At 68.6% G+C, this 17,541-nt stretch carries 10 protein-coding genes; 4 read left to right on the top strand and 6 right to left on the bottom strand.

Features of this window, described 5'->3' with window-relative positions; translation table 11 throughout:
* Positions 1-13 precede the first annotated feature (13 nt).
* Entirely contained in the window at positions 14-2,170 is a 2,157-nt protein-coding gene (locus tag ACSQ19_RS11370; RefSeq protein WP_435997057.1) for a RelA/SpoT family protein, read from the bottom strand.
* Positions 2,171-2,241: 71 nt separating this feature from the next.
* Here ACSQ19_RS11370 and ACSQ19_RS11365 point away from each other — a divergent pair, with 71 nt between their 5' ends.
* Entirely contained in the window at positions 2,242-2,790 is a 549-nt protein-coding gene (locus tag ACSQ19_RS11365) for a hypothetical protein (protein ID WP_296279804.1), read from the top strand.
* Between the two features lie 6 nt (positions 2,791-2,796).
* On the opposite strand, the gene hrpA is transcribed toward ACSQ19_RS11365, so the two are convergent.
* Entirely contained in the window at positions 2,797-6,906 is a 4,110-nt protein-coding gene (hrpA, locus tag ACSQ19_RS11360) for an ATP-dependent RNA helicase HrpA (protein ID WP_435997055.1), read from the bottom strand.
* An 89-nt stretch (positions 6,907-6,995) separates the two neighbouring features.
* Between hrpA and ACSQ19_RS11355 the strand changes: the two genes are divergently transcribed.
* The 3 genes from ACSQ19_RS11355 (at position 6,996) to ACSQ19_RS11345 (ending at position 10,879) form a co-directional block, all read left to right on the top strand.
* Positions 6,996-7,550 carry a Dps family protein gene (locus tag ACSQ19_RS11355; RefSeq protein WP_435997053.1) on the top strand — a complete coding sequence of 185 codons (555 nt, stop codon included), beginning with the start codon at positions 6,996-6,998 and terminating at the stop codon, positions 7,548-7,550.
* 975 nt (positions 7,551-8,525) lie between these two features.
* On the top strand, positions 8,526-10,319 hold the full coding sequence (gene recQ, locus ACSQ19_RS11350; RefSeq protein ID WP_435997051.1) for a DNA helicase RecQ: 1,794 nt from the start codon (positions 8,526-8,528) through the stop codon (positions 10,317-10,319).
* A 104-nt stretch (positions 10,320-10,423) separates the two neighbouring features.
* Positions 10,424-10,879, top strand: a complete 456-nt coding sequence (locus ACSQ19_RS11345) for a hypothetical protein (RefSeq protein WP_299340785.1) — start codon at positions 10,424-10,426, stop codon at positions 10,877-10,879.
* 5 nt (positions 10,880-10,884) lie between these two features.
* On the opposite strand, the gene ACSQ19_RS11340 is transcribed toward ACSQ19_RS11345, so the two are convergent.
* The 4 genes from ACSQ19_RS11340 to ACSQ19_RS11325 all read right to left on the bottom strand — a co-directional run bounded on the left by ACSQ19_RS11340 (position 10,885) and on the right by ACSQ19_RS11325 (position 17,516).
* The gene (locus ACSQ19_RS11340) at positions 10,885-12,036 is read right to left on the bottom strand and encodes an MFS transporter (protein WP_435997048.1); all 1,152 of its coding nucleotides are present in this window, start codon (positions 12,034-12,036) and stop codon (positions 10,885-10,887) included.
* A gap of 6 nt (positions 12,037-12,042) precedes the next feature.
* Complete coding sequence (locus ACSQ19_RS11335) at positions 12,043-14,223, bottom strand: glycoside hydrolase family 3 N-terminal domain-containing protein (RefSeq protein WP_435997046.1); 2,181 nt, start codon at positions 14,221-14,223, stop codon at positions 12,043-12,045.
* Between the two features lie 131 nt (positions 14,224-14,354).
* Positions 14,355-16,382, bottom strand: coding sequence for a M3 family metallopeptidase (locus tag ACSQ19_RS11330; RefSeq protein ID WP_435997044.1), 2,028 nt, complete (start codon positions 16,380-16,382; stop codon positions 14,355-14,357).
* 27 nt (positions 16,383-16,409) lie between these two features.
* Positions 16,410-17,516, bottom strand: coding sequence for a PLP-dependent cysteine synthase family protein (locus ACSQ19_RS11325; RefSeq protein ID WP_299342590.1), 1,107 nt, complete (start codon positions 17,514-17,516; stop codon positions 16,410-16,412).
* Positions 17,517-17,541 lie beyond the last annotated feature (25 nt).

Genomic DNA, 17,541 nt, shown 5'->3' with positions numbered 1-17,541 from the left:
GCAGCATACCCACTCAGCCTGAACGTCGTGCGTCTTCCACCCCGGGCAGCGCGTCCAGCTTCCCGAGCAGCGTCGACAGCTGGCCGAAGTCGGCGACCTTCAGGCGCAGGCGAAGGTGGACGCGGCCATTCGCGCGGTTGCCCTGGCTGTTGATGTCCAGCACGTTGGCTTCTTCCTGCGCGATCAGCGTGGTGATGTCCTTGAGCAGCCACTTGCGGTCAAGCGCGGTGACCTGCACGTCCACTTCGTAACCGCCGCCCGCCTGGCCCCACTCCACCGGCAATACGCGCTGCGGGCTCGTGGCCGCCAGCCGGGCGAACGCCGCGCAGTCGGTGCGGTGCACGGTGACGCCACGCACGCGGGTCAGGTAACCCGCGATCGGCTCGCCCGGTACCGGCTGGCAGCAGCGGGCGAGCTGCACCAGCAGGTTGCCGACGCCCTGCACGGTGAATTTCGACTTGCCGGGCCGGGCGACCCTGCGTGGAGGCCGCAACACCGGCAGCGAGGAACCCTCCGGCTCCGCGGGCGCACGCTGTTCTTCATGCAACGCGCGACCCACCTGGTGCGGGCCCACATCGCCCAGTGCCACCTGGATGTAGAGCTCGTCCACGTTGTCGGCATGGAACTTCTTCGCCGCTCCCGTGAGGTCGGCATGGTGCAGGCCCAGGCGCTTCAGCTCCTTTTCCAGCAACTCGCGCCCGGCCTGCAGGTTGCGGGCGCGATCGAGCTTGTGGAACCACGCACGCACCTTGTCGCGCGAACGCCCGCTGGCGAGGAATCCATTGGCCTGCAGCAACCAGTCGCGGCGCGGTCCGGGCTCCTTCGATGTCAGGATCTCGACGCGGTCGCCGCTGCGCAGCACATGGTTGAGCGGCACGATGCGGCCGTTGACCTTGGCGCCGCGCGTGCGGTGGCCCACCATCGTGTGCACGTGGTACGCAAAATCCAGCACGGTGCCCCCCTGCGGCAGGTCGACCACTTCGCCTTTCGGCGTCAGCGCGTACACCCGGTCCTCGACCAGTTCGGCATCCAGCTCCCCCGCCAGTGCACCGTCGCCGCCCGCGCCTTCGGCCGCTCCGTCCAGCAGCCGTCGCATCCAGGCGATCTTGCGGTCGAAGGCATCGCCGCCGGCCTTGCCTTCTTTGTACTTCCAGTGCGCGGCCACGCCCAGCTCGGCCTGCGCATGCATCTCGTGCGTGCGGATCTGCACTTCCAGCGTGCGGCCCTCGGGGCCGACCACGGCGGTATGCAACGACCGGTAGTCGTTGGCCTTCGGGCGCGCGATGTAGTCGTCGAACTCACTGGGGATCGGCACCCACAACGCATGCACGATGCCCAGTGCGGCATAGCACGCGGCGACATCGTCCACGGCGATGCGGACCGCGCGCAGGTCGTAGAGCTCGTCGAAGCCGACCTGCTTGCGCTGCATCTTCCGCCAGATGCTGTAGATGTGCTTCGGCCGGCCACTGATGTCGGCATGGATCCCGTGGTCGGCGAGCGCCGCGCGCAACGCATCGATGACCGCACCGATGTAGCGCTCGCGGCCGACGCGCTTTTCGTCCAGTTGCGTGGCGATCTGCTTGTAGACCTGCGGCTGCAGGTACCGGAACGCCAAGTCCTCCAGCTCCCACTTCAGCTGCCAGATGCCCAGGCGATTGGCCAGCGGCGCGTGGATGTCGCGGGTCAGTCGCGCCAGTGCCTGGCGATCGGATTCGGGCAGGGCGCCCGCGGCCCGCATGCGGGCGAGCTGGCGGGCGAGCAGGATGGTGACCACGCGCAGGTCGCGCACGATGGCCAGCAGCAGGCGGCGCAAGCCTTCGGTGCTGGCGCCCCGGGTCTGCTCCGCATGCAGTGCCCAGACCTGCGCCGCGGCCACCTGCCCTTCCAGCAGGTCGGCCAGGCCGGGCACCTGCGCACCCGCCGCACGGCCGACGGCCGCCTGCAGCCCCGGCGCCCCGTGCAGCAGCGCCGCCAGGATGACGTCGCCGTCGGCGCCGAGCATGGCCAGCGTATCCAGCGTGTCGTCCAGCACCCCGATGGCATCGGGCATGCCGTCCTGCGCACCGGCCGCCGTCGCCGCATCGGCGAGCGCGTGGCGCAACGGGGCAGGCAGCGCTTGCAGGGCCGGCCGTCGCAGCAGCGTCGCGATGTCGTGGGCGGGGGGAACCATGGACGTACGGAGAGGCGACCGAGCGTCGCCGGAATGACTACACTAACGGCCAGTCGACCGCAGGAACAACCATGAAGATGAGCCGCTTGTTTCTATCCCTGGTACTGGCGAGCGCGCCGCTGCTCGCCTTCGCTCAGGACGCCGCATCCGACGCGCGCTTCGGCAACCTGCGCGAATCGATGAGCGCAGAGGAATTCAAGGCCGCCGGCCTCGACAAGCTGAGCGATGCCGAACTGGCCACGCTCAGCGCGTGGCTCACCCGCAAGGTGGGCAGCGAAACCGCACGCGCCGTCGAGCAGGTGCGTCAGGAGACCCAGGTCGCCGTCACCCAGGCCAAGGCGGATACCCGCAAGCAGGTGGAACAGGAGAACCGCGGCTTCTTCGACTTCGGCTCCGACGAGCCGATCAAGAGCACGCTGGAGGGGGAATTCAAGGGCTTCGCCGAAGGCAAGCGCTATACGCTGGCCAATGGCCAGGTGTGGGAGCAGATCGAGTCCGCCAGCCTGCAGGGCGTACGCAAGACGAATCCGGCCGTCACGATCAAGCCCGGCCTGTTCAACAACTGGTTCCTTCGCATCGACGGTTACAACACGGCCGCCAAGGTGCGCCGCGTCAAGTAAACGGATTCATCCGCGCAGCGCCTGCAGGCGCTGCGCGAGCTTCTTCGGCGAGACGCCGCTCTTCGCGCCCAGCTCCTGAGCGAACACCGACACCCGCAGCTCCTCCAGGTCCCAACGCAAGGCCTGCCACGCCGTCGAAGACGCGACGCCTTCTGCCGCCGCCTGCGCCAAGGCGTCGGCGAACGGCTTGAGCTCCAGCATCCGGGCCTGGTCCTTCGCGGGATCGCGCTTGGCCCGCTCCGCACGCAAGGCCATCGCCTTCAGGTAGCGCGGCAGTTGCGCCAGTGCGTCGGCCGGCGTCTCGCGCAGGAACCCGGGGCGTACCAGCGCCGCGAGTTGCATGCGCAGGTCATCGAGGTTGCCCCGCGCCCATCCCATCAACTGCGCGTCGAGCTGGGGCTTCAGTTCCGCTACCGCCGACAGGATGGCCTCGGCCAGCTCCAGCCGCGCCATGGCCTCGCCGAACAGGCGCTTGCCGGCATCATCGCGCCGTTGTTCGAACGCGGCGCGGTCACGGATCGTCGCCAACCCTTCCGCCAGCAGCGCATTCATCGCCGCATCGACGATGTCGCCGCGCAGGCGTTCCTGCGACTCGATGGCCGCATACAGCAGGCCCGTCTTGGGCGACACGGGCAATTGCTTGCGTGCCTGCTTCACCTTGTCGGCCAGGGCGATGTCCAGCAAGCGACGGACGCCCCGCGGGTGCGACGCATCCGCCTCGGCGCGATCGGCGAACACCTGCAACGCGACGCTATCGCCGTCGTCGCGCAGCGCCGGATAGGCGGGCACGCCCGCTTCGCCAGGAACGTCCTGCGGAATCGGTTGCGCGGGGAAATCGCGCAGCCCGCTCGCGGCCATCGCGCGACCCGCACGCGCGGCGAACGCCTGCCCCGCCTTCGCGCCGAAGCGCGCACGCAGCGCGTCGAGATCGCGCGATTCGGCCAGCACCTTGCCCTCGCCACCCCCACGGGGATCCTCGCGCAGGCGCAGGTTCATGCGCAGGTGCGGCTCTAGCGCGGCCTCGTCGAAGTCGAGCGCACCCACCGCCACGCCCGTGGCACGCGACAGGAAGCGCGCCAGTTCGCCGCGGATGTCATCGGCGGTCGGCTTTGCGAACGCCTCGAAGAACGCACGACCGAAATCCGGTGCCGGCACGTAGTTGCGCCGCATGGCCTTGGGCAGGCTACGGATCAACCCGGCCGCCTTGTCGGCCACGAAGCCCGGGGCGAGCCAGGAAAGCCGCGCGGGATCCAGCGCGTTGAGCAGGTGCAGCGGCACCTCCAGCGTCACGCCGTCGTCGGCGGCACCGGGCTCGAACCGGTACTGCAGCGGCAGGCGGGCATCGCCGAGCGCGAAGTATTTTGGGTAGCGATCTTCCTCGCTGCCCTCGCCCGGCAACAGGTCGACCAGCGACCAGTGCAGCGCTCGCCGCTTGTCGGCCGGCAGCGCTTTCCACCACGCATCGAGGCCGGCGGCGGAGTGGAGCTCCGATGGCACGCGATCCAGGTACCAGCGCGCCTGCCAGTCCTCGTCGGCGACCAGTCCCGCACGCCGGAGTTTCGCTTCTTCCTCGCGCGCCTGTTCCAGCGTCTTCAGGTTGTCGGCAACGAAGGAGGCGCGCGTGTTGATCTCGCCGGTCACCAAGCCCTGGCGCACGAAGAGGTCGTGCGCTTCGCCCGGTGCGATGCGGCCGTAGTGGACCGGCTTTTTCGGTGCCAGCACCAGCCCGAACAGGCTGATCTGCTCCGACGCCAGCACCTGCCCCTGCGCGCGCGACCAGTGCGGATCGAAATGCTTGCGCAGCAGCAGGTGCGGCAGTTCGGCGATCACCCAGTCCGGTTCGATCGCGGCCAACGTCATGCCCCAGACCTTCTGCGTGTCCAGCAGGTTGGCCGCCAGCAGCCACGGCGGCGGCCGTTTCGACAGCGGCGAGGCCGGGAATGGCAGGAAGCGGCGCTGGCGTGGCGCCTGGAAATCGCCCTTGTCGGTGCGATGGCCGATCTGCGTGGGCAGGCCGGCCACCAGCGCGCGATGCAGGGTCTGGTAGGCGCCGGCCCGCACGCGCTCACTGAAGCCCCCACCGCTGTGCGCCGGCTCCTTCAGCACCCCGGCGGTGAGCGGCGCCAACGGCGCGTCGGGCTTGCCTTCGCGGGCCAGGCGCGCGGCGCGATGCAGCTGGCCGCGCGTGGCCTTCGCGGCCGCCGCGTCGTCGCGCGCGACCGGCGGCGCGCTGCTGCCGGCGAGCAGCGGCGCCATCGACGCCTCGACGGCCTCTTCCTTCCACCCCAGCTCCTCGCACAGCAGGCGCAGCTGGCGGTGCAGCTCGCGCCATTCGCGCATGCGCAGGAAACCGAGGAAGTGGCGACCGCACCAGTCGCGCAGCTTGGACTGGGTGAGATCTTCGTGCGCCTGCCGGTACGCATCCCACAGGCGCAGCACGCCGACGAACTCGGACCGGCCATCGGCGAACTGCGCGTGCGCGGTGTCGGCCGCGCCGCGCGCATCGGCCGGACGCTCGCGCGGATCCTGGATGCCCAGGAACGAGGCAATCACCAGCATAGGCCGCAGGCAGCCGGCGGCCTGCGCCGCCACCAGCATGCGCGCCAGCTTCACGTCCACCGGCAGGCGCGCCATCTGCCTGCCGATGGCGGTCATGCGCCGCTCGCCGTCGATGGCGCCGAGCTCGACCAGCTGCTGCCAGCCGTCGGCGACCGCGCGCTCGTCGGGCGCCTCCAGGAACGGAAAATCCTCGATCCGTCCCAGTCCCAGCTGCAGCATGCGCAGGATCACGCCGGCCAGGCTGGAGCGGCGGATCTCCGGATCGGTGAACTCGGCGCGCGACTGGAAATCGGCTTCGGCGTAGAGGCGATAGCAGATGCCTTCGGCGATGCGTCCGCAGCGGCCCTTGCGCTGGTTGGCGCTGGCCTGCGAGACCGGTTCGATGTGCAGGCGGTCGAGCTTGTTGCGCGGGCTGTAACGCTTGACGCGCGCGAACCCGGGATCGACGACGTAGCGGATGCGCGGCACCGTCAGCGAGGTCTCGGCGACGTTGGTCGCCAGCACGATGCGCCGGTTCGGCCCAGGGTTGAACACGCGGTCCTGGTCCTGGTTGGACAGGCGCGCATACAGCGGCAATACCTCGGTATTCCTGTACTTGCGTCGCTCCAGCGCCTGGTGCGCGTCGCGGATCTCGCGCTCGCCGGGCAGGAAGACCAGCACGTCGCCGCGCGCGTCCTGCCGTGTGATCTCGTCCACCGCCGCCACGATCCCGTCGTTGACCGTGCGCTCCCCCTCCTGCTCGCCCTCGCCTTCCAGCGCGCGGTAGCGCACCTCCACCGGATAGGTTCGCCCTTCCACGCTGATCACCGGCGCATCGTCGAAGTGCCGGGCGAAGCGCGCGGTATCGATAGTGGCGGAGGTGACGATCACCTTCAGGTCACGGCGCTTGCGCAGCAGCTGCTTGAGGTAGCCGAGCAGGAAATCGATGTTGAGGCTGCGTTCGTGCGCCTCGTCGACGATGATCGTGTCATAGGCCGACAGCCAGCGGTCGCTGGCGATCTCCGCCAGCAGGATGCCGTCGGTCATGAACTTGATGTGGGTGTCGTCGCCCACCTGGTCGTTGAAGCGCACCTGGAAGCCGACCCCACGGCCGATCTCGGTCTTCAGTTCCTCGGCCACGCGGCGCGCCACCGCACGCGCGGCGATGCGCCGCGGCTGCGTACACCCGATCATCCCGGCCACACCGCGCCCGGCGGCCAGGCAGAGCTTGGGCAGCTGGGTGGTCTTGCCCGAGCCGGTCTCGCCTGCGATCACGACCACCTGATGGTTGCGGATCAGCTCGACGATGCGTTCGCCCTCGCGCGCGATGGGCAGGCTGTCGTCGAGCGTCACTGCGGGTACCGTGGAACCACGGCGTTCACGGGCGGCGACGGAGGCGTGCAGCGCCTGTTCGAAGGCCTGGCGCGCGCCGGCATCGGCCGGCTTGCCCTGCCAGCGCGACCACAGACCCTGCAGGCGGCCTCGGTCGCGGCTCAGGGCACGGTCGAACGATCGCCGTGCCTGCTCTAGGGCGGCACGGTGGGGATGGGGTTGGGAGGAATCGCGGGGGGTATTCATTCTTCGGGGAACGGTTGAAACTTTTCGCTCACGCCACATGTTCTAGTGTGCCCATTGTGCCGCCTCAACCCACCCACAGGAGAATCCGCATGGCCAAGCCGAAGACCAAGCCCGCCAAGACCAAGGCCGCACCCGTCGCCGCCCCGCTCGCCTCGGCTCCGTCCGCACCCAACATCGATATCGGGATCAGCGGCAGCGAACGCAAGAAGATCGCCGACGGCCTGTCGCGCTTCCTCGCCGACAGCTACACGCTCTACCTGAAGACCCACAATTTCCACTGGAACATCACCGGCGCGATGTTCAATTCGCTGCATACGATGTTCGAGACCCAGTACACCGAGCAGTGGACGGCGCTGGACGAGATCGCCGAACGCATCCGCGCGCTGGGCTTCAATGCACCGGGCTCCTACCGCGAATTCGTCGGCCTGACCTCGATCCCGGAAGAGCCGGGGCTGACCGACAGCGCCGACTGGCGCGAAATGGTCCGCCAGCTGGTGGTCGGCAACGAGGCCGTCTGCCGCACTGCACGCAAGGTGCTGGACATCGCCGACGACGCCGACGACGCACCGACCGAGGACCTACTGACGCAGCGCCTGCAGACGCACGAGAAGTACGCGTGGATGCTGCGCTCGCTGCTGCAGTAATCGAAGCCTGAGTGAAGCGCAAAACGCCCGGCTTGTCCGGGCGTTTTTGGTCTGAGCCCTTCTGAGCCCTTCTCCCTGCGGGAGAGGGGTTGGGGTGAGGGCCAACGAAGTCGATGTCTTCGCCCCGCGCTGGCGGTTGCCACATCCGCGATGGGCTCTGCTGTCGATGGCCTGGCGGGAGAGGCTTTCTGTCTCGGACGCATGGTGCCGCTCGCCGCGGAGGGCGTTCCTTTCTTTGCTCGTGCAAAGAAAGGAACCAAAGAAACACGCCCCAAGCGGCACGCCCTGCGCTGCGCACAGGGTCCGCGAGTAGGCCGGGAATTTTTGTAAGGCACATCCATGTGCCATACGAAAATGCCGTCATCCATGACGGCGCCCTTCGGGTTTTACCCGACCCACTCGCCGTGCCTCATGGGGCCCCCGGAAAGCAGGAGCAACAGCACAGCAGGTCGCGTGTGGAAACGTCGGCTTCCGCTCTTGGGCCCCCTGAGGTCCGGCAGTCCCGGCGGGTACAACCCGCAGGGCGGCGCACACGGATGTGCGCCGTTTTCGTACAGGGCAGGATGCCCTGCACGAAAATTCCTGCCGGGACTGCGCACCCGCCGCTTGCGGCGGGCGGACCGCCGGGGTGTGCTTTCTTTGCCTACTTTCTTTGCACAAGCAAAGAAGCGCCCTTCAACAGCCGAATGGCTGGTCAAGTAGGGCCTCCGCGGCGAGCGGCACCATGTGTCCGAGACGAAGACTATCCCGCAAGGCCATCGAGTGAAACATGGCCGTGGGCGTGGTGACCGCTACGGGCACACCAACGAAACTGGCTTCGTTACCCCTCACCCCAACCCCTCTCCCGCTGGGAGATGGGCTTCCGACAGTCCATCCACCTCAGGATCAACTCCTACCCCGCGCCGCACCGATTTCCGATAGCCCATCGTGTCCTCAACGCGGGCTGACACCTTTCACCGCGTTATCCTTGTCCTCATGTCGTCCCCCGCACTCGAAACCCTCCAGCGCGTCTTCGGTTACAGCGCCTTCCGTGGCCACCAGCAGGCGATCGTGGAACACCTCGCCGCCGGCCACGATGCCTTGGTCCTCATGCCGACCGGCGCCGGCAAGTCGCTGTGCTATCAGGTGCCTGCGCTGTTGCGCGACGGCACCGGCATCGTCGTCTCCCCGCTGATCGCGCTGATGCAGGACCAGGTGGACGCCCTGCGCCAGCTCGGCGTGCGCGCCGCCTTCCTGAACTCCTCGCTGGCCGCCGACGAGGCCCAGCAGGTCGAACAGGCCCTGCTGCAGGGCGAGCTGGACCTGCTCTACGTCGCGCCGGAGCGGCTGCTGACCGGCCGCTTCCTGTCGCTGCTGGACCGCAGCCGCATCGCGCTGTTCGCCATCGACGAAGCGCACTGCGTGTCGGCGTGGGGCCACGATTTCCGTCGCGAATACCTGGAACTGACCCTGCTGCACGAGCGCTGGCCCGACGTGCCGCGCATCGCGCTGACCGCCACCGCGGATCCGCCGACGCAGCGCGAGATCGCCGAGCGCCTGAACCTTGTCGACGCCGAGAAGTTCGTCAGCTCGTTCGATCGTCCCAACATCCGCTATACCGTCGTGCAGAAGGACAATGCCCGCCACCAGCTGCGCGACATGCTGCGCAAGCACAAGGGCGAGGCCGGCATCGTCTACTGCCTGTCGCGCAAGCGGGTCGAGCAGTTCGCGGACTATCTCGCCGAGCAGGGTTTCAATGCCCTGCCGTACCATGCCGGACTCGACGCGAGCGTGCGGGCGCACAACCAGCGCCGCTTCCTGCGCGAGGAAGGGATCGTCATGGTGGCGACCATCGCCTTCGGCATGGGCATCGACAAGCCCGACGTGCGCTTCGTCGCCCACGTGGACCTGCCCAAGTCGATGGAAGGCTACTACCAGGAGACCGGCCGTGCCGGCCGCGATGGTGAAGCAGCCGAGGCGTGGCTCTGCTATGGCTTGGGCGACGTGGTGCTGCTGAAGCAGATGATCGAACAGGGCGAGGCCGGCGAAGAACGCAAGCGGCTGGAGCGGCGCAAGCTGGACCAGCTGCTGGGCTACTGCGAATCCACCCAGTGCCGCCGGCAGGTGCTGCTGGCCGGCTTCGGCGAAACCTATCCGCACGAATGCGGCAACTGCGACAACTGCCTGAGTCCGGCCGAGACCTGGGATGCCACCGAGGCCGCGCAGAAGGCGCTGAGCTGCGTGTATCGCAGCGGCCAGCGCTTCGGCGTGAACCATGTCATCGACGTGCTGCGCGGCAGCGAGAGCGAACGCATCCGCCAGTGCGGCCACGAGCACCTGACCACCTACGGGATCGGCAAGGATCTGGACGCCACGACGTGGCGCAGCGTATTCCGCCAACTCGTGGCCTGCGGCCTGCTGGAGGTCGAAGCCGAGTTCGGCAGCCTGCGCCTGACCGAAGGCAGTCGCGCCGTGCTGCGCGGCGAGCGCCGCCTGCAGCTGCGCAAGGAACAGCGCGAACGCCGCGAACGCGACCGCAGCCCTCGCAGCGGCGTCCCGGTGCAGGCCGCCGACCTGCCGCGTTTCCAGCGTCTCCGCGACCTGCGCGCGGAGCTGGCCCGCGAGCAGAACGTGCCCGCCTACGTCATCTTCCACGACAGCACGCTGCGCAACATCGCCGAGCAGCAGCCGGCCACGCTGGCCGACCTGGCGCGGGTGGGCGGCATTGGTGGCGCCAAGCTCGAGCGCTACGGGCAACGCGTCCTGGACGTGCTGCGCGCGGTCGGGTGACGCTCCGCGTCGCGCGGGCGTTTTATCCAGCCCGCGTTCAATCCGCGGCTGGTAGCGTTCGTGCAAGGTCGGCCAGCCGGCGGACCGCGCTTCCGGGATTGCCCATGAAGACGTTGCCCCTCGCCCTGCTGGCCCTGCTTAGCGCCTCGTCGGCATCGGCCCAGTCGAATGCCGAAGCGCTGGATCTCAGCCTGCCCTCCTCCGCCGCATACCGTCAGGATCCGCCCGGCACCTGGTATGGCGATACGCAACCGGCACGCCCGAAGAAGGGCGCGTCGCCGGCCACTCCGGTCGATCCCTGCGTCCGCTACGGCGATGAGGATGGCGACGGCGTGTCGGGCAGCGTCACCGCAGGCGTCGGCTACAGCAAGGGCCATGGCCGCAGCACCTACAACGCAGCGAACCTCAACCTCTGCAAGACCACGTACGACGACGAAGGCAAGCCGCGCACCTTCAATCTCAACATCAACGTGGACCGGTACGATGGTCCCGGCGGGTATTACGGCCCGCACGGCGGCTATCCCGCCGGTCCGATGATGCGCGGCGCGCCGCGCCCGTAGGCGTATCAGTCGCGCGTGGCGACGCGTGCGACCGCTGCCACCGCCGTCAGCAGCAGGACGAGCAATCCCAGCGCGGTCGCCAGCGAGGTGAGCTTGGCGATGAAGCCCAACGCCGCCGGTCCCAGCAACACACCCGCATAGCCCATCGTGGTGACCGCCGCGACCGCCAGGTGCGTGGGCATGCTGCGCTGGCGACCGGCAGCGGAAAACATCACCGGCACCACGTTCGCCGCGCCGGCACCGACCAGGGCGAAGCCGGCGAGTCCGGCCAGGGGCGACGCGACCAGGACGACCAGCGCGAACCCGGCGGCGGCAAGCAGCGCGCCGCACACCACGACCCGGAACGCACCCAGGGCATGCACGATCCGGTCGCCGGTCAGGCGGCCGATCGTCATCGTCACCGCGAAGGCGACGTACCCGAAACCGGCGATGGCAGGGTCAGCGTCACGCACCGATGTCAGGAACACCGCGCTCCAGTCCAGTACCGCCCCCTCCGACAGGAACATCGCAAAGCACACCGCGCCGATCAGCAACACACGTCCACGCGGCAGCACGAACGCCGGATGATCGCCTCCGTCCCCTTCCAGCAGCAGCCCGCGGCGGCAGGTCGCCAGCAGCAGCGCCGCAACGATCGCCATGGCGACGATCGCCGACAACGGCGACGCGCCGAGCGCCAGGGCGCCTGCGACACCCCCGGCGCCGGCGATGCCGCCGACGCTGTACATGCCATGGAAGCCGGACATCATCGCGCGGCCGCCAGCGCGTTCGACGATCACCGCCTTCACGTTCATCACCACGTCGAGCACGCCCATGCCCGCACCGAAGAGCGCCAGTACCAGCGCAAGCAGGGGAAGGGTCGGCGCCAGCATCAGTGCCGGCATGCACGCGCAGATCACCGCCCCCGCCGCCAGCATCACGCGTCGGCATCCGAATCGGGCCGCCAGGCCGCCCGCCAGCGGCATCATCAGCACCGATCCCACGCCCAGGCACAACAGCATCAGGCCCAACTGCCCGTCGTCCAGCGCAAGCCGGCGTTTGGCGAACGGAATCAGCGGCGCCCAGGCGGAGATGGCGAACCCTGCCACGAAGAAGACGACGCGCGTGGCGATGCGCTCGCGCGCGCCCACGACCGGCGTCGCCGCTTCATGCCAGGTCATGCGGACTCAGGGAGCCAGCAGTTCGAACGTCACTGCGTCGCCGACGGCGCTGGACGGCGCGACCCACAGGTCGAACAGACCGGGTTCGGCGACGGGGCGGTTGTCGACGCCGTGGAATTCGAGATCGGCGCGTGTCAGCGTGAACACCACCTCCTGGGATGCGCCTGCCGCCAGCGCGATCTTGCGGAAGCGTTTCAGCTCGCGCACCGGCCGCACGCGGCTGGCGGTGCGGTCGCGCAGGTAAAGCTGCACGACCTCTTCGCCATCGCGCGTGCCCTGGTTGGCGACGCGCGTGCGGATGGTCAGCGCTTCGTCCCAACCCAGGCGCGCCGTGTCGAGTTGCGGCACGCCGTAGTCAAAACGGGTGTACGACATGCCATGGCCGAACGGATACAGCGCGGCGTGGCTGACTTCGCGCCAGCGCGTCTGAAAGAAGCGCGGCGTACCCGGCACATTGGGGCGTCCGGTCGCCGGATGGTTGTAGAAGTACGGCTGCTGCCCGGCATCCTGCGGAAAACTCACCGGCAGCCGTGCCGACGGGTTGTAGTCGCCGAACACGACGTCGGCGAGCGCGGGACCGGTCTGTGTGCCGAGGAACCAGCCCACCAGGATCGCCTGCGCATCGCGCACCGCACCTTCCAGCGCCAGCGCGCGACCGTTGCGCAACACCACGACGACCGGTGTGCCCGCCGCGGCCACCGCTTCCGCCAGCGCCTGCTGCGCGGCCGGGATCACGATCTGCGTGCGCGACTGCGCCTCACCGGAAAACTCGTGCGGCTCGCCCAGCGCCAGCAATACGACATCGGCCTCGCGCGCAGCCGCCACTGCCGCCTCGATGCCGCCTTCGAGCGGTGCCTCGATGCCACTGCCCGGCACCACCACCAGCGCGGAGGGATCCTCCAGCGCGGCGCGCACGCCCGTCTCCATGTCGACCATGCGTGAGGCGTCGCCGAAGATGTTCCAGCAGCCGCCGAGGTTGGCGGTGTCCTGGGCGAACGGCCCGATCAGCGCGATGCGCTGGCCGGCCTTCTTCAGGGGCAGCAGGTTGCCTTCGTTCTTCAACAGAACGACCGAGCGGCGCGCGCAGTCGCGTGCCAGCGCATCGTGCGCAGCGATGTGCGACTGGTCGGCTTCGCGCCCGGCATCCAGGCAGCGGTAGGGATCGTCGAACAGGCCAACCGCGGCCTTGACGTGCAGCACGCGGCGCACGGCCTCGTCGACCTCGTCCATGGTCAGGCGACCCTGCTCGACCAGCGTGGCGACGTGGCCGGCATAGATGCCGCTCTGCAGGCTCATGTCCAGTCCGGCCGACAGCGCCTTCTGCGCGGCGTCGGCCTCGTCGCTGGCATAACCGTGCGCCACCAGCTCCAGGTCGGAGGTGTAGTCCGAGACGACGAAACCCTCGAACTTCCACTCGCCGCGCAGGATGTCGGTCAGCAGCTCGCGGTTGGCCGAGGCGGGCACGCCGTTGATGTCGTTGAACGAACTCATCAGCGTCAGCGCGCCGGCATCGATCGCCGCCTTGAACGGCGGCAAGTGCACGTCGCGCAGGGTCTGCGGCGCCATGTCCACGAAGTTGTAATCCAGTCCCGCGGAGATCGCGCCATAGGCGGCGAAATGCTTGGGCGTGGTCAGCAGCGAATCGGACGCCGTCAGGTCGTCGCCCTGGAAGCCGCGCACGCGGGCGGCGGCGAACTCGCAGGACAGGTAGACGTCTTCGCCCGACGTTTCGGCGACGCGGCCCCACCGCTGGTCGCGTGCGACGTCGACCATCGGCGCGAACGTCCAGTGGATTCCCGCGGCCGTGGCCTCCCTGGCGGTGGCGCGCGCGGTGCGCTCGGCGAGGTCGGGCTCGAAGCTGGCCGCTTCACCCAGCGGAATCGGGAACACGGTGCGCATGCCATGGATCACGTCGGCGCCCAGCAGCAGCGGAATGCCGAGTCGGCTTTCCTCCACCGCGATGCGCTGCGCCTCACGGCCTTCCGCCACGCCCACGCCATTGAAGAGCGCACCGACGCGACCGCTGCGGATCTGCTCGCGCACCTGCTCGGCATCGCGCGCGAAGGTTTCCGGATTGAACTCGAACGCGAACGGCCGCAACGCATCGGCAAAGGCGCCCAGCTGGCCGATCTTCTCCTCCAGTGTCATGGCGGCGATCAGGCCCTCGATCCTTCGCTGATGCGGCATGTAAGCGATCCTCCCCGGAACGCGGGTATGACAGGGCAAGCATTATGAAAACGTTTACAGTCATGGTCAAACGCCCGGCCGCGGCCCCGTGCGCACCTGGATCGAGGCGCCCGGGAGCGCGTTCGAACCGCTCAGCCGGCCATGCCGGCGTGACGCAGCAAGGCCTCGATGCGCGGCGCGCGGCCGCGGAACGCGCGGAAGTTCTCGGCCGCGCTGCGGCTGCCGCCACGCGCCAGCACCTCGTGCCGGAACCGCGCCCCCGTTTCTGCCACGTGCGCGGGGGCTTCCTCGAAGGCCGCATAGGCATCCGCGCTGAGCACCTCCGCCCACTTGTAGCTGTAGTACCCCGCCCCGTAGCCACCCGCGAAAATGTGGCTGAACTGGTGGGGGAAGCGGTTGAACGCCGGCGGGACGTTCACGGCCACCTCGTCGCGTACATGGTCCAGCAGCGCCAGCACGGTGTCGTTGCCGGCGTCGAACGCGCTGTGCAGCTGCATGTCGAACAGGCCGAATTCCAGCTGGCGCACGGTCGCCATCCCGCTCTGGTAGTGCTTGGCCGCGACCATGCGGTCGAACAGCGCGCGCGGCAGCGGCTCACCGCTGTCCACGTGGGCGGTCATGGCCTGCACGCGCTCCCATTCCCAGCAGAAGTTCTCCATGAACTGGCTGGGCAGCTCCACCGCATCCCACTCCACCCCGTTGATGCCGGCCACGCCGAGTTCACCGACCTGCGTCAGCAACTGGTGCAGCCCATGGCCCATTTCGTGGAACAGCGTGGTCACGTCGCTGTGGCTGAAGGTGGCTGGCTTGCCGTCCATGCCCTTGCCGAAGTTGCACACCAGATACACCAGGGGCGTCTGCGTGCCGTTTGCCGTCTCGCGGCGGTTGCGGCAATCGTCCATCCAGGCGCCGCCGCGCTTGCCTTCGCGGGCGTACAGGTCGAGGTAAAACTGGCCGACCAGGCTGCCGTCGCCGTCGACTAGGCGGTAAAAGCGCACGTCGGGATGCCACGTCGGCGCTTCATCCGGCTCCACGCGCAGGCCATAAAGGTCGCCGATCACAGCGAACAGCCCGGCCAGCACCGCCGGCTCGGTGAAGTACTGCTTCACCTCCTGCGCGGAAAAGCTGTAGCGCGCCTGCTTGAGCTTCTCGCTGGCGTAGGCGAGATCCCAGGCTTCGAGCGTTTCCAGCCCCAGATGATCGCGGGCGAACGCTTCCAGCTCCGCGCGGTCGCGTTGCGCGTGCGGCCTGGCGCGTGCGGCGAGGTCGCGCAGGAACTGCAGCACCTCGTCCGGCGTATCGGCCATCTTGGTGGCCAGTGAATACTCGGCGTAGCTGGCGAAGCCCAGCAGCGCGGCCAGTTCGGTACGCAGGGCGAGGATGCGGTCGATCAGCGCAGAGTTGTCGAGCGCGTCGTTGTCGGCGAGTTCGGAAGCGCGCACCGCATTGGCGTGGTACAGGGTCTCGCGCAACGCGCGGTCGTCGGCGTAGGCCTGCACCGGCAGGTAGCACGGCATCTGCAGGGTGAATTTCCAGCCCGGTTCGTCGTCGGCCTTCGCCGCCGCGCGTGCGGCCGACACCACGTCGGCCGGCAGGCCGCCGAGGTGCTGCTTGTCCTTGATCCAGAATTCGTACTCGTCGGTCGCGTCCAGCACGTTCTGGGAGAATTTCGCCGACAGGCTCGCCAGTTCTTCCTTCACCGCGCCGAAGCGTGCCTTCTGCGCGTCCGGCAGCTCGGCGCCACCGAGGCGGAAGTCGCGCAGCGCGTTGTCCAGGACCTTGCGGCGTGCGGCATCGTAGTGCGCCGCTTCCGGCGTATCCGCCAGCGCGCGATACTGCCGGTACAGCGCAAGATTCTGTCCCAGTGCGCTCCAGAAGCGGGTCACCTTGGGCAACTGCGCGTTGTACGCGCTGCGCAGCGCGGGCGAGTTTGCGACCGCCTCCAGGTGCGTCACCTGGTTCCAGCCCCGCGACAGGCGTTCGGTCGCATCGTCCAGCGGCACCACGAAGGTCTCCCATGTCACCGGCGTGACGGATTCCGCCACCTTCACGGCCGCCTCGGCCTCGGCCAGCAACTGGTCTATGGCGGGTGCGATGTGCTCGGGGCGGATCTCGTCGAACCGCGGCAGGCCAGAGAAGTCGAGGAGTGGATTGGTCATGGCTATACCATCTGCAAAAAGGGGATTTCAGTCGGGCCAGTCGGCCCGTGCCAGCGACGGCAGGCCTCGTCCGGCGACAGCGGCGGCGATGGCATCGTCGTTCTCCACGATGGGGATGCCGCGCTCCAGATACCAGTCCCGGTTGTAGTAACTGTGCGCGTAGCGTTCACCACTGTCGCACAGGATGCTGACAATGGACCCCACCTGGCCTTCTTCGCGCATGCGCATGGCCGCCGCGAGGATGCCGACGAAGTTGGTGCCGGTCGATCCGCCAACCCGGCGACCCAGCACCGCGTTGACGTGGCGCATGGCCGCCAGGCTCAAGCCGTCGGGCACCTTCACCATCGCATCGATGCACGCCGGGATGAAGCTGGGTTCGCAATGCGGGCGACCGATGCCCTCGATCCCGGAGCCGCGCGCGCAGGTCAGCGTGGTGTCGTCGCAACCGCCGCACGCGCCCCGGTACTGGTCGAAGAACACCGAGTGCTCCGGGTCGGCACACATCACGCGCGTGGGATGACGGCGATAGCGCACGTAGCGTCCCAACGTGGCGCTGGTGCCGCCGGTACCGGGGCTGCAGACGATCCACGCCGGCACGGGATGGGGCTCGGCTTCCATCTGCTTGAAGATGGATTCGGCGATGTTGTTGTTCGCACGCCAGTCGGTGGCGCGCTCGGCATAGGTGAACTGGTCCATGAAGTGGCCGCCGCTTTCCTGCGCCAGTCGCCGCGAGACCTCGTTGATCTCCGCCGCCTGCTCGACCAGGTGGCAGCGTCCGCCCTGGAACTGGATGGCCGCGATCTTGTCGGGCGAGGTCGACGACGGCATCACGGCGATGAAGGGCAACCCGAGCAGGCGCGCGAAATAGGCCTCGGACACGGCCGTCGAACCGCTGGAGGCCTCGATCACCGGCGCGCCCTCGCGCAGCCAGCCATTCGCCAGCGAATACAGGAACAGCGAGCGTGCCAGCCGGTGCTTCAGGCTGCCGGTCGGATGGCTGGACTCGTCCTTGAGATAGACATCGATGCCGGGAAAACCGGGCAGCGGCAGCGGGATCAGGTGGGTGTCGGCAGACCGGTTGAAGTCCGCTTCGATGCGCTGGATCGCCTGCGCCGTCCAGTCACGCACTGCCATCGCCACGTGGAAGATTCCCTGCCGG

It is taken from the genome of Pseudoxanthomonas sp. LjRoot127 (assembly GCF_964253495.1).
In the GTDB taxonomy this organism is placed as follows: Bacteria; Pseudomonadota; Gammaproteobacteria; order Xanthomonadales; family Xanthomonadaceae; genus Pseudoxanthomonas_A.
This window is presented reverse-complemented; position numbering and strand designations above follow the sequence as displayed.

Coding starts and splice junctions, on each gene's coding strand:
- ACSQ19_RS11370 (WP_435997057.1), bottom strand. CDS start 2,170: ATGGTTCCCCCCGCCCACGACATCGCGACGCTGCTGCGACGGCCGGCC.
- ACSQ19_RS11365 (WP_296279804.1), top strand. CDS start 2,242: ATGAAGATGAGCCGCTTGTTTCTATCCCTGGTACTGGCGAGCGCGCCG.
- hrpA (WP_435997055.1), bottom strand. CDS start 6,906: ATGAATACCCCCCGCGATTCCTCCCAACCCCATCCCCACCGTGCCGCC.
- ACSQ19_RS11355 (WP_435997053.1), top strand. CDS start 6,996: ATGGCCAAGCCGAAGACCAAGCCCGCCAAGACCAAGGCCGCACCCGTC.
- recQ (WP_435997051.1), top strand. CDS start 8,526: ATGTCGTCCCCCGCACTCGAAACCCTCCAGCGCGTCTTCGGTTACAGC.
- ACSQ19_RS11345 (WP_299340785.1), top strand. CDS start 10,424: ATGAAGACGTTGCCCCTCGCCCTGCTGGCCCTGCTTAGCGCCTCGTCG.
- ACSQ19_RS11340 (WP_435997048.1), bottom strand. CDS start 12,036: ATGACCTGGCATGAAGCGGCGACGCCGGTCGTGGGCGCGCGCGAGCGC.
- ACSQ19_RS11335 (WP_435997046.1), bottom strand. CDS start 14,223: ATGCCGCATCAGCGAAGGATCGAGGGCCTGATCGCCGCCATGACACTG.
- ACSQ19_RS11330 (WP_435997044.1), bottom strand. CDS start 16,382: ATGACCAATCCACTCCTCGACTTCTCTGGCCTGCCGCGGTTCGACGAG.
- ACSQ19_RS11325 (WP_299342590.1), bottom strand. CDS start 17,516: ATGGCAGTGCGTGACTGGACGGCGCAGGCGATCCAGCGCATCGAAGCG.